Origin of the sequence: Alteromonas sp. KUL17, from assembly GCF_006538305.1 — a bacterium.
In the GTDB taxonomy this organism is placed as follows: Bacteria; Pseudomonadota; Gammaproteobacteria; order Enterobacterales; family Alteromonadaceae; genus Alteromonas; species Alteromonas macleodii.
This window is the reverse complement of sequence record NZ_BJKJ01000001.1, coordinates 419,501-434,867: the sequence shown is the minus strand read 5'-3', so window position 1 is coordinate 434,867 and position 15,367 is coordinate 419,501. Positions and strand designations below refer to the sequence as shown.

Below are 15,367 nucleotides of genomic sequence, written 5' to 3'. Positions count from 1 at the left end.
ATTCGCTATTAAATTAAGCCCTGAGACCGTACATGAAAAATTGACAAGCTCACAGCATTAGGAAAGGGGCAAAGAGCCCTGCGCTTATCACGTAAGCGCCAAGTAGTTCGGACTGGGGCCTGTTGATCTTTGCTGCACATCAACGTTCAACAGGCCCTAGTAACAATCTATTAAAAGATTTTGCGCTACAATGGTGATAGAATCGCCGAAAAAATCTCCTACCTACTTGGTGTTCTGCTTTAACGCGGTGTACGCCATGGTGGGTTGTTGTGTTTAACATCTTAGCTTCTGAGAGAACATGTTCGATTTAATTACCAGTAAAGACAGCAACGTTAAAAACGACGTGCTATCAGGTATTACCGTGGCGCTTGCCTTGGTCCCTGAAGCCGTTGCATTCGCATTTGTGGCCGGCGTAGAACCAATGATTGGTCTTTATGCGGCTTTCATGATGGGCTTAATCACTTCCGCTATTGGCGGCCGACCAGGAATGATTTCTGGTGCTACCGGCGCCATGGCCGTTGTAATGGTGGCACTGGTTGCCCAACACGGCGTGCAGTATTTATTTGCCGCGGTTATTTTGGCTGGTTTACTGCAAATAATGTGCGGTATTTTCAAGCTCGGAAAGTTTATACGTCTGGTCCCATATCCGGTAATGCTAGGCTTCGTAAATGGTTTGGCAATTGTTATTTTCTTGGCGCAATTAGGCCAGTTCAAAGTGACCAACGCAGCGGGTGAATTACAGTGGATGGAAGGTACGCTGTTATATTGGATGTTAGGGCTTGTGGCGCTAACCATGGCCATTATCTATTTATTGCCAAAGCTAACCAAAGCTGTACCGGCGTCGCTTGTAGCGATTGTTACGGTAACCTTGTTAGTACACGGTCTTGACCTTGAAGCGCGCACTGTAATCGACTTTGTTCGCGATTTGCTACCAGCTGACCAGCGCGACACCGCGACGCTAGCGGGTGAACTTCCTAGCTTTGCTATTCCTATGGTGCCGTTCACCTGGGAAACCTTCATGATCATTTTGCCTACCTCAGTCATTCTTTGCTTGGTTGGTCTAATTGAGTCGCTTCTTACTCTTTCATTAATTGACGAAATGACAGATACCCGCGGGCGCGGCAACAAAGAGTGCGTTGGCCAAGGCGTTGCAAATACCGTAAACGGTTTCTTTGGCGGTATGGGCGGTTGCGCCATGATTGGTCAAAGTATGATTAATATTAACTCTGGTGGCCGTGGCCGCTTGTCTGGTATCACCGCGGCGGTTGTATTATTAGGCTTTATTCTATTTGCTGCTCCGCTAATTGAAATGATTCCTCTCGCTGCCCTTGTTGGCGTTATGTTCGTGGTGGTTATCGCTACATTTGAGTGGGCGTCATTCAGAATTATTCGCGGCGTAAACCAAGAAGATGCGTTCGTACTTTTCCTAGTAACAGGCGTTACCGTTATCGCTGATCTGGCTATTGCGGTTGTGGTGGGTGTTATCGTTTCAGCACTGGTGTTTGCATGGAAACACGCTCGTCATATTGAAGCGAGATCCCATATCGATAACGACGGTTGGAAAGTCTATGAGCTAGACGGCCCGCTGTTCTTTGGCTCGGTATCGCATTTCAAAGACCTGTTTGATATCGCCAACGACCCTAATGATGTAGTTATTGACTTTAAAGACTCTCGCATTTGGGATTCATCAGGTATCGATGCGCTAGATACCCTTGCTGACAAATACGAAGAGCAGGGTAAAAAGCTACACATTCGCCATATCAGTGATGAATGTCGCTCACTGCTTCGCAAGGCCGATAAGTTTGTTGAAATTAATGTGGTTGAAGATCCTCGCTACCGCGTAGCGACGGATAAGCTGGCCTAAGTTATTTGAAAGCCTTAATGCACCAAGTAAACACAGTTTTGCGTTTGTTTGGTGCAGTTGTGAAGTCTGAATAATGCTTATTTTGTAGTAAATCAAATAAAAACAAATGTTTACGGTTTTGGCACTGAACTTGGATAGCTATAAACGTAAAGTGTGTTTTGGTGATTTGTGTCAATCGCTGAAAATTGTGTGATTTATAACACTCCGTAAAATGTGTTAGCCGACCTAAACCGTTGGCAAAATAGGCAACGAAGCCCGCATCAACGAAAGTTGAAGCGGGCTTTTTTTTGTCCCGAAAAAAGGGGAATACCATGACTTCATTGGACTCAAAAACGCAAATTGTCGTCGTAGGCAACGGCATGGTGGGGCATCATTTTGTTGAGCAGCTTCACCAAAGCGATGCCAATGTAGAAATAACCGTTTTATGCGGCGAGTCACGCCTTGCGTACGACCGCGTTTATCTGTCGTCTTTTTTTAGCGGCGCGAGTGCTGATGACTTAGCGCTCACTACACCCGCTCAGTACGCCGAGTGGGGCGTAAACGTAGTTACCAATGCCTTGGTTACCGATATAGACCGTGACAATAATAAAGTGACGACTTCTGAAGGGCAGGTGTTTAGCTACGATAAGCTTGTGTTAGCTACGGGCTCATACCCATTTGTGCCACCCATCCCTGGCAACGATCAAGAGCATTGCTTGGTGTACCGTACTATAGACGATCTACTCGCTATTGAAGCTTCAGCAGCAGTGAGCAAAGTAGGGGTTGTTGTTGGTGGTGGGCTGTTGGGTTTAGAAGCCGCTAACGCATTAAAGCAAGCCGGTCTCGACACCCACGTGGTTGAGTTTGCCCCGCAGCTTATGGCGGTTCAGCTAGACCAAGCAGGTGGTAACGTTCTTAAGGACAAAATTGAAGCATTGGGCGTTACGGTTCACACCCAAAAGGCAACGCAAACTATTGAGGCCGGTGATACCTGCCGCTATAAAATGGTGTTTGCTGACGGCACTGCACTAGAAACTGACATGATTTTATTCTCTGCCGGTATTCGACCTTCCGACCAGCTCGGCAGAAAGTCAGCGCTAACACTGGGTGAGCGCGGCGGTATTGTCATTGATAACCACTGCGTGACGTCTGACCCAAACATTTATGCTGTGGGTGAATGTGCGCTGTGGGATAACAAAATATTTGGCCTGGTAGCACCTGGCTATACCATGGCGCGCACGGCTGTAAGTCATATAACCGGCGGCGATGCCGAGTTCGCTGGCGCAGATATGAGTACCAAACTCAAGCTAATGGGTGTGGAAGTGGGCTCAATTGGCGATGCTCATGAACGCACAGCCGGTGCGCTTAGCTACACCTATTTAAATCAGCCCGAGGGCGTGTACAAAAAGCTGGTGGTAGATAGCGAGCAAAAGTACGTGCTTGGTGCTGTACTCGTTGGCGATACCAGCGACTACGACACGCTCTTACAGTATGCGCTTAATAATATCGAATTACCTGAACACCCAGAAAGTCTGATCCTACCATCATCTGATGCGGCACCAGCACTAGGTGCCGATGCACTCCCAGACACCGCGTCTATTTGTTCATGCCTAAATGTGACAAAGGGCGATATTGTTTCAGCCATTGAAGGCGGCTGTTGTAGCGTTGGCGATGTAAAAGGCGAAACCAAAGCCAGCACAGGGTGTGGAGGTTGTGCTGCCTTACTTAAAAATGTTGTAGATAGCGAACTTGAAAAGCGCGGTGTGGAAGTATCAAAAGCCATTTGTGAGCACTTCAACCATACCCGACAAGAGCTATTTCACATTGTTAAGGTAAACGGCATTCGCACCTTTGACGAGCTACTAGAGCTGCATGGTGAAGGTCTAGGGTGTGAAATTTGTAAGCCCGCTGTGGGCTCAATTTTAGCCTCGGTGTATAACGATTACATTCTGAAGGCTTCACATCTTCCACTACAAGACACTAACGATATTTATCTTGGCAACATGCAAAAAGATGGCACGTACTCGGTTGTGCCGCGTGTACCTGGTGGCGAAATAACGCCTGAGAAGTTGATTCTGCTCGGCGAAGTGGCAAAAGAATACAACCTGTACACCAAGATCACAGGTGGTCAGCGCATTGATTTATTTGGTGCGCGCGTAGAGCACTTACCTGATATCTGGGAAAAACTGGTCGCTGGTGGTTTTGAAACCGGCCACGCCTACGCGAAGGCACTGCGTACTGTTAAATCCTGTGTGGGCAGCACTTGGTGCCGCTACGGTGTTCAGGATTCTGTTGGCACAGCCATTGACTTAGAGAATCGTTACAAAGGCTTACGCGCACCGCACAAAATTAAATTTGCCGTCTCGGGGTGTACCCGTGAGTGCGCAGAAGCTCAAAGCAAAGACATTGGCGTTATTGCTACAGAGCAAGGCTGGAACCTGTATGTTTGCGGGAATGGCGGTATGAAGCCTCGACATGCAGACCTGTTTGCCACCGACCTAGATACCGAAACCCTAATTAAGTACATCGACCGCGTGCTGATGTTTTACGTGAAAACGGCTGATCGCCTACAGCGCACATCGGTGTGGATGGACAACTTAGAAGGTGGGTTAGCTTACCTGCAAGACGTTGTGATAAACGATGCTCTTGGCATTAATGGTGAGCTTGAAGCACAGATGGATGCTGTGGTTGATGCTTATCAGTGCGAATGGAAAACCACCATTGAAAACCCTGAGTCGCGCAAGCGTTTCCGTCAATTCGTAAACAGCAATGCTAGCGACACCAATATTCAGTTTGTTTCAGAGCGAGGCCAGGTTCGCCCAGCTACTGAAGCTGAAAAAGTAGCAGGTAAAGATCAGTTCATTCCTGTCTCTATGGTATAGCCACTGGCTTATCAACCCTGTTAGGAGAATCAAATTATGTCAGCAACGCAAAATGTAATGGCGTCAGAACCACAGCAAGTGCAATGGCACTATGTTTGTGAGACGAACGACTTAGTGACAAACAGTGGGGTTTGCGCCCTTGTCGACTCACAGCAAGTGGCAATTTTCAGTTTGAAGATAAACGGCGAAACCCAGGTTTTCGCCATTAGTAACTACGACCCTATTGGTAAAGCAAACGTACTCTATCGCGGGCTTCTAGGGTCGATAGGCGGTGCGCCTGTTGTTGCTTCGCCTCTATACAAAGAGCATTACTTTTTAGAAACCGGGCTGTGTAAAGAACACGACGATGTTTCCGTCACAGCTTACGCTGTGAAGGTAGAGGGCGAAAAAGTTTTTGTCGGCGTTTAAGCAAACTGCCTTTATTTGAACGCCCACATGAAAAAAGCCTTCTAGCCAAATGCATTCAAAAGCTTTGAAATCGAAAAAGGTAATGAAATGAATATGCCTACACGACAACCCGACATGATGTCTGAACAATTAAGACAAACAACATGCCCATACTGCGGCGTAGGGTGTGGTGTAGATATCAGTTGCAACGTAAGCCCGCGTGCCATAACCCTGGACACTGTTAAAGGCACGCCAGAGCATCCCGCCAATTATGGAAGATTGTGTGTTAAAGGAACAAACCTGCTTGAAACAAACGACGTAAACGGACGTTTGCTTCACCCAACCATGGCAGGTCAATCGGTGGATTGGGACACGGTCACCGATGTGATTGCGGATAAGATCACCTCTACCATTGCGCAGTATGGCGCGGATGCCGTTGCTTTTTATGTATCAGGTCAGCTTCTCACCGAAGACTATTACATTGCCAATAAGCTTATGAAAGGTTACATCGGCAGTGCCAATATCGATACGAATTCACGCCTATGTATGTCATCAGCCGTTGCCGCGTACAAGCGTGCGTTCGGTGAAGATGTAGTGCCTTGCGATTACACCGACTTAGAATGTACAGATTTACTGGTGATCACCGGGAGTAATACGGCGTGGGCGCATCCAGTGCTTTTTCAACGCATTCAGCGAGCAAAGCTGAAAAATCCGAATATGAAGGTCATTGTTGTTGACCCACGCAAAACCGAAACCTGTACCATTGCCGATTTACACCTTCCTGTAAAACCGGGTAGCGACGTAGCCCTATTTAACGGTTTACTCAGCTATGCAAACGCACAAGGTCGTATAAACAAATCCATTGTTGAGAGCTATGCCGAGGGGCTTGATGAAACGCTTAAAAGTGCAAATGCCTTAACGTTAGATGACGTTGCTAAAGTATGCGACCTTGACATTAACAGTATTAAGGCCTTTTTTGATGCCTTCTGCAAAGCCTCTAGCGCAATTACTTTTTATTCTATGGGCGTAAACCAGTCTTCTGCTGGTGTGGATAAAGCCCAAGCCATTATCAACTGTCATTTAGCAATGGATTTAATTGCTAAAGACGGTTGTGGCCCGTTTTCAATTACTGGCCAGCCAAATGCTATGGGAGGGCGTGAAGTCGGTGGGTTAGCCAATATGCTAGCTGCTCATATGGACCTTGAAAACCCTGATCATATCAGCGCTGTTAAAACCTATTGGAATGCACCCGTCATGCCTAAAGGGCAGGGGCTTAAAGCAGTTGATTTGTTTAATGCAATTGAGAGTGGAAAGGTAAAGTTCGTTTGGATAATGGGGACTAACCCTGTTGTCAGTATGCCAAATCGCGGTCAAGTTGAACGCGCACTTTCTAAATGTGACATGGTGGTGGTGTCTGATATTGTTGAATCTAACGATACGCTTAACTACGCGCACATTGCCCTTCCTGCAACGGGGTGGTCGGAAAAAGACGGCACGGTAACAAACTCAGAGCGCCGTATATCACGTCAGCGCGGTATATTGCCTCCACCAGGTAGTGCAAAACACGACTGGCAAATACTGTGTGAAGTGGCGGGTAAAATGGGCTTTGGCGAGGCATTTAATTTTACCCATCCGTCACAAATATTCTGCGAATACGCTGGGCTAACCGGCTATCAAAATAACGGTAAGCGACAATTAGACCTGTCACCTTTACAAGCGTTAAGTGAAGCTCAATACAACGGGCTATCGCTTTTGCAGTGGCCCTTTCAAGCAGTTACAAAAGCTGAGAATACGGCCAGTTCTAATTCTCAACCTAGCCTTACCAGTAAACGTCCTTTTGAAGACAAGCAGTTTTCAACACCCAACGCCAAGGCTAGGCTTATTCCCGTAACTTACAGAGCGCCATTACAGGTAACATCAGACGCTTATCCTTTTGTTGTAAACAGCGGCCGAGCGCGAGATCAGTGGCATACCATGACGCGCACGGGTAAAGCGGCAAAGTTACTGGCTCATATGCCAAGTGCTTGCGTGCATATCAACCCTAAAGACGCTGCTGAATTGGGCGTTGAAAGCGGAGATCTTGTTTCTCTTTCAAGTACAGTATGTAAAGACACTCCTGTTATCTACCCGGTAAAAATGGATACGGATATGCGCAAAGGGGAAGTATTCATTCCCATTCACTGGTCGGCGCAATGGGGTTCGCACAGTAAACTAGGCGCACTTTACGCCAGCGCGGTAGACCCTATTTCAGGGCAGCCAGAGTTAAAACACGCGGCGGTAGCTATCGCGCCTGCTCATTTCGCTACCTACGGCAAGCTCTTTGTTTCATCAGTAAACCAATCAGCACATAATTCAAAACTTAATCCGTTTAGTGAAGACGCACTAAAGCATGCGTGTGATTACTGGAATACGACACCGCTTGAAAGCACAGAGGCGTCTTCACCTTTAAATAACTCGGATGCAGCATTATCAGTATTGAATGTTGCTTCGAACAAAGGTCGTCGGGATTTTACCCAAGGGTTGATACCTCTGCTGCCGCAAAACGCGGTGCTATTGCAGTTTCATCATCATACATACTCAGTATGCCTTGCGCTTGTCGATGATACTCTCTGTTTCGCTGCGTTTTTAGGCGATGAGCCAGAAAAGGCTGAAAGGGCACCAGCAGCCGCACATACAACAGCGCAGGCAGCGTCACATTCAAAAAGCACATGGTCAGTACCTAACGAATGGCTCGCCAGCCTTCTCAACACATCTGTTTCCACAGACATACAGCGCAATTTATTACGAGGCCAAGTAGACGACGCATTTTTAAACGGTGATGTAGTTTGTAGTTGTTTTGAAGTGCGCGAAAAAACCATTACACATGCCATCGAAGAAGGCTGTAGTTCGGTGGCAGAGCTTGGTGAAGCATTAAAGTGTGGTACGAATTGTGGCTCGTGCAAGCCCGCCCTGTCTCAGCTGATAGACAAGCATTTAGTCATTGAAATTCAATCTGTTTAGGAGCGTTAAATCATGTCAATTGCATCTAGTTGGTCGTTACCGTTTTTGCGCACCTTATTTAAACCGCAGAAACCTTTGTTAAACCTCTTTTATCGCGATGCTATTTCTACCTCGGTCACGACCGTGACGACGCGCCAGCGCTCCGATAATCCAAAAGCTCCAGCTAAGCATTCATACTTTGGCAAGTGGTTGAAGTTAGCAAACAGGCAAAATGAAGGTCATAAACAAGGGCAGGTGTTCATCGTCGGTGCTGGCCCTGGCGATGCCGAGTTACTTACCCTGAAGGCGCTTCGTCTATTACAACAAGCTGATGTCGTGCTGTTCGATGCTTTAGTCAGCGAAGATATTCTCGCGCTAATTCCCTCTAAAGTGGTGAAAGAATATGTAGGGAAGCGCTGCAAAAAGCATAGCTTTACCCAAGACGCTATATGCAAGCGAGTGGTTGAATTGGCAAGTAACGGTCACACTGTCGTGCGGTTAAAAGGCGGTGACCCAGCCCTATTTGCAAGAACCTGCGAAGAAACCGATGCACTCACAAAAGCCAACATTCCTTTTGCTATTGTTCCTGGTATTACGGCAGCATCGGGTGTGTCAGCCTATACGGGGATCCCTTTAACCGACAGGCGTTGTGCTCAGTCGGTGAGTTTTATGACCGCACATTTTAAGGACGTGGATCAATGGCCAGAGATGGCACCCATGGCGCAAAATGTATTGAAGCAAACCATGGTGGTTTATATGGGGCTAAGCCGACTTGAAGGGCTATGCAAAGGCTTGATTCATCACAACGTGCCAACCACATGGCCAGTAGCGGCAATTGAAAATGCCACTTCGCCTGAACAGCGCGTGATTACTGGCGTGCTTGCCGATATTCATAGCAAGGTAGATGCAGCAAATTTAACGGGGCCTACGTTACTTATATTTGGAAAGGTGGTAGAGTCTCGTCAACAGGTAAATACTCTTCTACTACATTCATCCAAGCATGCAGCAACCATTTAGTGAATACATAAAAATTATTGGCAAAGGTCAAAAAGGGGGGCGTAGCCTTACCCGTGATGAGGCTTATCATGCCATGAAAATGGTATTGGCCAATGAAGTAACAGGCGATCAACGCGGCGCATTTCTTATGTTGCTGCGTACCCGTGAAGAAACACCAGAAGAAGTTATTGGCTTTGTCGATGCATGCAGAGAGCTGATAGAACCAGAAGTTAAAAACCTCACCCCCACGTTAGATATTGGCTGCTACGCGGGAAAGCGTCGCCAGTTACCGTGGTACTTATTGGCCGTAGCGGTTCTAGCCAACAATGGTTACTCGGTTATGCTTCACGGTGCGCATGAACCGGGGTCGGGGCGCCTTTATGCAAGTATAGCGTTACCCCAATTGGGCCTGTCTGAAGTTAGCAGTATTGCAGACGCCAAACAGCAGTTAACGGATAAAGGGGTGACTTACCTTGATTTGTCTTATTTGCTGCCTGCGCTCGACACAATTATTAAGCTTCGTGAGGTATTTGGCCTGCGTTCATGCGCTAACACCCTCGCAAGGTTGTTGAATCCCACCGCTGCACAATTTTGTGTACAGGGCGTTTACCATATGCATCTTGACCACAAACACTGCCGCGTTAATGAAAATTATCCATCTATAGATGCGCTTTGCTTTCGTGGTGATGGCGGAGATCCTGAAGTTAATGGTGAACGGGAAACTGAGCTATTTATTACCCGAAATGGTGAGACCGAGGAAGTAATAATGCCGGTGGTTGCTGACAAATGGGCGCTTAAAGATAAAGACATGAACGTTAACGACATGCTTGATGTGTGGGCGGGTAACGCGAATAGCCTTTACGGTGAACAAGCCATCTTAAGCACACTTGCCAGCTATTTGGTACTGCTACAAAAGTGTGATGTTGCAGATGCCCTGTCCCAGGCAAGGCAGCTTTGGGCACAGCGCGATAAAAGCGCAACGCCATTTTAAGGTCACCTGCGTTTTTTGAGCGGGCAATTATCTATATTGCTTGATATAAAGCCCTTCTTTTTAAGGAAAAATAGCCAATCGTCGCGTTGACTTAATCGTTGCTATACTTGTTAATAGTATTAACAAGTTTTCCTTAAGTGGTGTTATGCGAATCACGCAATGGCTCGTATTTTTAGCTAGCCTGTCGCTCTTATTTCGAGCAGGTTATGCTGTATCTGAAAATCGAGAACAGGTCACAACCTCTAGCGTAACTTTCGTACTAACCGCAGATATGCCTAATATTAGCGACGCACGCACAGGGCGTTACGCTAATCTTCAAACCCTCGTAAAACAACAGCGGCAAATTAGTGAAACCGTCTTCTTCATTTTCGGCGGCGGCTCGATTGGGCCGAGCGCGCTATCCTCGTTTGACCGTGGCTCCCACATTATTGATATTCTCAATTCCCTTGAGCCAGATGTGATGGGGGTCACAAAGAGAGAATTTAGTTTCTATGAGGATGAATTATCTCTTCGTTCTTATGAAGCAGCCTTTCCATTGGTAGCCAGCAACGTAATAGACAACCGGGTGGGGCGTTCCCCAGATGGCCTGCACACTTCTGTGATTGTAGAAAAAGAAGAATTAACTCTTGGTGTTATATCAGTTTTACATGAGAGAGTGATAGAAGAGTACCAATTATCTGATATTGCTATAACGCCTCCTCAAAAAGCCATCATGGAGGAGTCTAAAAGATTGCGACAGCAAGGCGCAGATATTATTTTGCTGCACTATTCCTACCCGTTCCCTTTTATTAATACCATGCTGAACAAACGTATTATTGATGTCGCTTTCATAACAGACAGTCGCTTAGACGAAAAAAGTTTGCTCGAAACTACGCGTCATCCTAATAGCATGGTACTTACGCAGCAGGGCACCGCTGTCGTTGCTAGTTTTGTGAAAAATGCTGGGTGGCAAGCAACGTCGTATATAGAACAGCCGTTAGAAGATATAGAGGCTGATGCTGAGTTAAACGAGCAACTCATTGAGTATGAAGCGCGCCTAAAGAGGTTGTTAAATATCCAAATTGGCGAATGGAAGATTGCCGTTTCGACTGCGCGCAAAGAAGTGAGAAGTGAAGAGAATCCTTTTGTAAACTTTGTCGCGGATACTATTAAACGCTATGCCAATACTGAAATTGCCTTGATAAACGGAGGCAGTATCCGAGGCAACAAACAATATACGGCAGGTACACCAATTACTCGGCAAGATATTGTCACCGAAATGCCGTTTCGCGCGCATGTTGTGGCTTTGGATATAACTGGCGCTCAGTTAATTCAAGCTCTGGAAGAGGGGCTTTCGCAATATCAAAATTTAAAAGGTGGTTTTCCTCATGTATCGGGTATGTCTTATAGTTTCGACCCTTCAGCGAAAGTGCTTCAACGAGTAAAAAATGTCACCATTAATGGAAAGCGAATAGATAAGTCGAAAACCTATTCATTGGCTACAAGTAACTTTCTGGCTAATGGCGGAGACGGTTTCTATGCGTTAAAGAATACCGAAAAGCGTCCGGCCTTGAGTACACGTCCCCCTCAAATATCAGACCTTGTAATGCAGGCCATCGTCAATCAATACGATATAAAGCCTAAAACTGATAACCGCATAATAAATATGGCAAAAGGCGGTTGATCAGATGCAGCATAAGAAAAAGACCTTGTATCTGTTTATCATTGCACAATGCAGTGTGATGGGATTCTTTCTTTTGATACTGTTTTTGTCGCTGCTGCGTTTAAATGACGTGCGAAAAGTACTTGACGATATCACCTCGTCTTCTATCCCCACTCTTAGCCAAGCTACTGAAATTACGCGTGAAGTTCAGCACTTAATTTCACTTACTGCGCGATTAACATCGTCTGAGAGCCAATCGTCTCGGCGTATCGTCAAAACCCAGTTGGATGAAACGATAGAGCGCCTGGATTCCTCCAATTTGAAGCTTGAGCAAGGAGACAAGTACTTAGCGACGCAGCTGAATGTACTTACATTAGAAATAGAAGAACTAAACGCATTAGTGCGTCAGCGGATTGATGTCGAAAAAGAAGTGCGGGTGGAAAGGGAAGTACTATTTACTTACTTGAACAATATTTTTGAAGACAATAAATCGCAGTATGTGGGTATTCAATCCTCTCAAACGCTGGTTCCTCTGATATTACAAATTGCCCAAATAAATCAGCAGTTCCAACTGCATGAGTTACGCAAGTTAGAGGACAATATTGAAGAAAGCATCGCTTCCTTGCGTGAGGCGACAACGCTCGACAAGCGCAGCAGCGAACTGGTAAGTGCGCTAGAGGAGGGGGTATTGGGTAAATGGGGCATGATTGATAAACAAGCTAATGTCATGCGCATTCGTGGACGTTCAAGAGGGCGAGGCAGTTTTGTTGAGCACTTGGCTGAAGAAGTCGCGTCAAATATTGAGTTTAGAGCATCTTCAATCACAAAAGACACCTCTTTTTACGCATTGTCTGCCAACCAAGCTGTGTCCAAACAAATAACCCTGTCATTGGCACTTTCATTAATTGTGATGATTATTTGTTGCGCCATCATCTTCTATATCTACAAACGTATTATTCTGCGTTTAATTGCTTTAACCAACTTGGTTGAAAAAAATAGTGAAGAAGTAGCAAGCTTCGAAGGCAGTGACGAGATATCTCGCCTGGCTAAAACCTTCGCACTGTATTTTGAGAGAGTAAAGAGCCAAGAAACCGAATTGATTCGTTTGTCACTTAGCGATCCGCTGACTAACATCCCAAACCGACGGGCATTTGAAATGGAAATGGAAAAGGTAATAGCGATGTCAAAACGGTATGACTGGCCGTTGACGGTAGTTATCTTGGATGTCGATAGTTTCAAACTTTACAATGACAATTATGGTCACCCTAAAGGGGATGAATGCCTGAAAGCCGTCGCTATTGGGCTTAATGAAGTCATTACCCGTAACACTGATTTTTGTGCTCGATACGGTGGTGAGGAGTTCGTAGCGATTTTGCCCAATACCGATGAGAAAGGCGCGAAGGTGAAAGCTGAAGAGATTCGAGATGCGATAGAATCATTAGGGATAGAGCACAGCAAGAGCACAGTTTCACCCGTAATTACCGCAAGTTTGGGCGTTGCAACGGTCAATTTCGTTAATCACCACAACTGGACGTTAACTTCGATCCTTAATACCGCTGATAAAGCTTTGTACGACGCCAAAACGGGCGGCCGGAATCGCTGCGTGTTTTCATCACTGCCATGAGTATTTTTGTATAGTAAAAAGAGGCGGGTTTATGTCAATCCCCAAACTGGGCTTTCTCTAATCTTTATTGAACAAAAAAACTTCAGTTTTATTTGTGTGAAACATCAATAAACTTCATTTCCTCTGCTATCTTTAATCAAAACCAATAAAAACTAGCTTATCGTTTCAGACAACTAACCGTATTTCAGTGTGATACGCCAGTGCCTATTTTGTCAGGGTGGCTTCGTTATGAGCTAAGTCGGCTGATAAATAATGCGTGAAACGAAGTTAATTAGGAGCGCAGGATGTTTTTCAAAAATAAAGAGTTGATAGCCGAAAACCAACGTTTGGAAAAGGAACTGGCGGCATATCAAACGGTTAAGGAAGAGCTTCGTGAAGAAATGTTGTACATTGAGTTGAATGCAGATGGACGTATACGTGCAATTAATGATCTATGTACTCAAGCAACAGGATTTAAGATTTCAGAGCTAGAAGGGAAGTCCCTTGAAAGCCTAATGGACCCGAAATCGCTTAAGAAATCGGACGTTCAAGATATGCTAGGCGCTGTTAAAAATCATCGTCATTGGCATGGCGCAGTTAGCTTCAATAATGCAAAAGGCCATGAGATTTGGGTAAGAGGAATCATACAGCCCATAGATGACGCCTATGGAAATGTGAAGTGTATTTCTTTCTATATGGCAGAGCAAACGCGCAATATTTCTTACAGTAATGAGCTTAGAGATATGATTGCCGCGCTTCATCGCTCTTCTGCTGTTATTGAGTTCAACCTTGATGGCACCATCATAAAAGCCAACGAAAACTTTTTGAAAGGCACGGGCTACAAGCTGGAGCAAATAGTTGGAAAGCATCATAGGATCTTTTGCACAGAGCAAGAGGCGAACTCGGAAGAGTACAAACAGTTTTGGCGTGGGCTAGCGCAAGGACAGTTAGAATCTGGACGCTACAAACGCATTGATAGCCGAGGGAATGAAGTGTGGCTAGAAGCGTCATATAACCCCATCAGAAACGAAGATGGTCAGCTTTATAAAGTAGTGAAATTTGCAACGGTAATTACAGAGCAAATGAAGCGGGAGTTCGCCATTTCTGAAGCCGCCAACGTTGCATTCAATATTTCGCAAGAAACTGGAGAGCAAGCACGTAAGGGAAACCAAGTGCTCGATTCTACGGTTAAGGCGATGAACGAATTAACGAAACAGATGGGTAATGCGAGTGAAGGTATTAAGGACCTTGATGAGCAATCCCAAAAAGTTGCGGACTTGGTTAAAAGTATTAGCGGAATTGCCGACCAAACTAATTTATTGGCGCTTAACGCTGCTATTGAAGCTGCACGTGCAGGCGATCAAGGGCGTGGTTTCGCGGTAGTAGCCGATGAAGTCAGGCAGCTAGCGTCGCGAACCAGTAGCGCAACTGAAGAAATCGTAAACGTTGTCGTAGAAAACAGAAAGTTAACAGAAAATGCAGTTCAGTTAATTGAAGCGGGTCAGGAAAAAGCGCGCGAAGCCTTAGAGTATTCAACGCAGTCAGGCAAAGCAATGAGCGAAATCCAAAGCGGTGCCAATGAAGTGGTAAACGCTATCGGGCAATTTACTAAACGCCTCTAGAAAAATAACGACACAATCAGACAGCTTTAGTCATTGGCCATATTTGTTCAACCTTGGTATCTGCTTTCGCGCACCAAGGTTGAACACCCCCCCTGTTTTGGTGCACCAAAACGAATTCATTCTCACTTTTCTCTTACCTCAATAGTGTAAATGTTCATAAATTTTAATGGCTTACATTTCTGGCACGATGGGTGCTAATTAATCCGTGCAACAACAACGTTGCTGTACAAAGCAACGGGTTCAAACACAAATGCGATGGCAGAGTGGAGTGCACAACACTTACCATAGGGTAAACAAATAGGATTCAGCGGAGAACGGTAAGGAAGCATCATCATCTCCGGTATTTATGGCAAGTGCATAATAATAAAAAATAAAGATGGTTTTATAAGCTAAAGCTTTTAATAAACCTCCCGTAAAGATGA

9 protein-coding genes are annotated in these 15,367 nt (G+C 45.7%); all 9 read left to right on the top strand.

Going from position 1 to position 15,367, the window contains the following annotated elements; translation table 11 throughout:
• The first annotated feature begins 298 nt into the window (after positions 1 to 298).
• Positions 299 to 1,864: a SulP family inorganic anion transporter gene (locus tag KUL49_RS01790; RefSeq protein WP_131136093.1), complete on the top strand. Its 1,566-nt coding sequence runs from the start codon at positions 299 to 301 to the stop codon at positions 1,862 to 1,864.
• Between the two features lie 311 nt (positions 1,865 to 2,175).
• Positions 2,176 to 4,725 (top strand): nitrite reductase large subunit NirB, encoded by a 2,550-nt coding sequence (gene nirB, locus KUL49_RS01780; RefSeq protein ID WP_131136091.1) that lies wholly within the window; start codon positions 2,176 to 2,178, stop codon positions 4,723 to 4,725.
• A 36-nt stretch (positions 4,726 to 4,761) separates the two neighbouring features.
• The gene (gene nirD / locus KUL49_RS01775) at positions 4,762 to 5,133 is read left to right on the top strand and encodes a nitrite reductase small subunit NirD (RefSeq protein ID WP_131136090.1); all 372 of its coding nucleotides are present in this window, start codon (positions 4,762 to 4,764) and stop codon (positions 5,131 to 5,133) included.
• A gap of 87 nt (positions 5,134 to 5,220) precedes the next feature.
• Positions 5,221 to 8,112, top strand: coding sequence for a nitrate reductase (locus tag KUL49_RS01770; protein ID WP_131136089.1), 2,892 nt, complete (start codon positions 5,221 to 5,223; stop codon positions 8,110 to 8,112).
• Positions 8,113 to 8,124: 12 nt separating this feature from the next.
• Entirely contained in the window at positions 8,125 to 9,108 is a 984-nt protein-coding gene (gene cobA, locus KUL49_RS01765) for a uroporphyrinogen-III C-methyltransferase (protein ID WP_131136088.1), read from the top strand.
• On the top strand, positions 9,092 to 10,078 hold the full coding sequence (locus tag KUL49_RS01760; protein ID WP_131136087.1) for a glycosyl transferase family protein: 987 nt from the start codon (positions 9,092 to 9,094) through the stop codon (positions 10,076 to 10,078). The genes cobA and KUL49_RS01760 overlap by 17 nt, the downstream gene beginning before the upstream one ends.
• A gap of 145 nt (positions 10,079 to 10,223) precedes the next feature.
• Entirely contained in the window at positions 10,224 to 11,741 is a 1,518-nt protein-coding gene (locus KUL49_RS01755) for a bifunctional UDP-sugar hydrolase/5'-nucleotidase (protein WP_014975664.1), read from the top strand.
• Between the two features lie 4 nt (positions 11,742 to 11,745).
• A complete protein-coding gene (locus KUL49_RS01750; protein ID WP_131136086.1) occupies positions 11,746 to 13,344 on the top strand; it encodes a GGDEF domain-containing protein in 1,599 nt (532 codons plus the stop codon).
• A gap of 284 nt (positions 13,345 to 13,628) precedes the next feature.
• Positions 13,629 to 14,945, top strand: a complete 1,317-nt coding sequence (locus KUL49_RS01745; protein WP_075175961.1) for a methyl-accepting chemotaxis protein — start codon at positions 13,629 to 13,631, stop codon at positions 14,943 to 14,945.
• Positions 14,946 to 15,367: the final 422 nt, after the last annotated feature.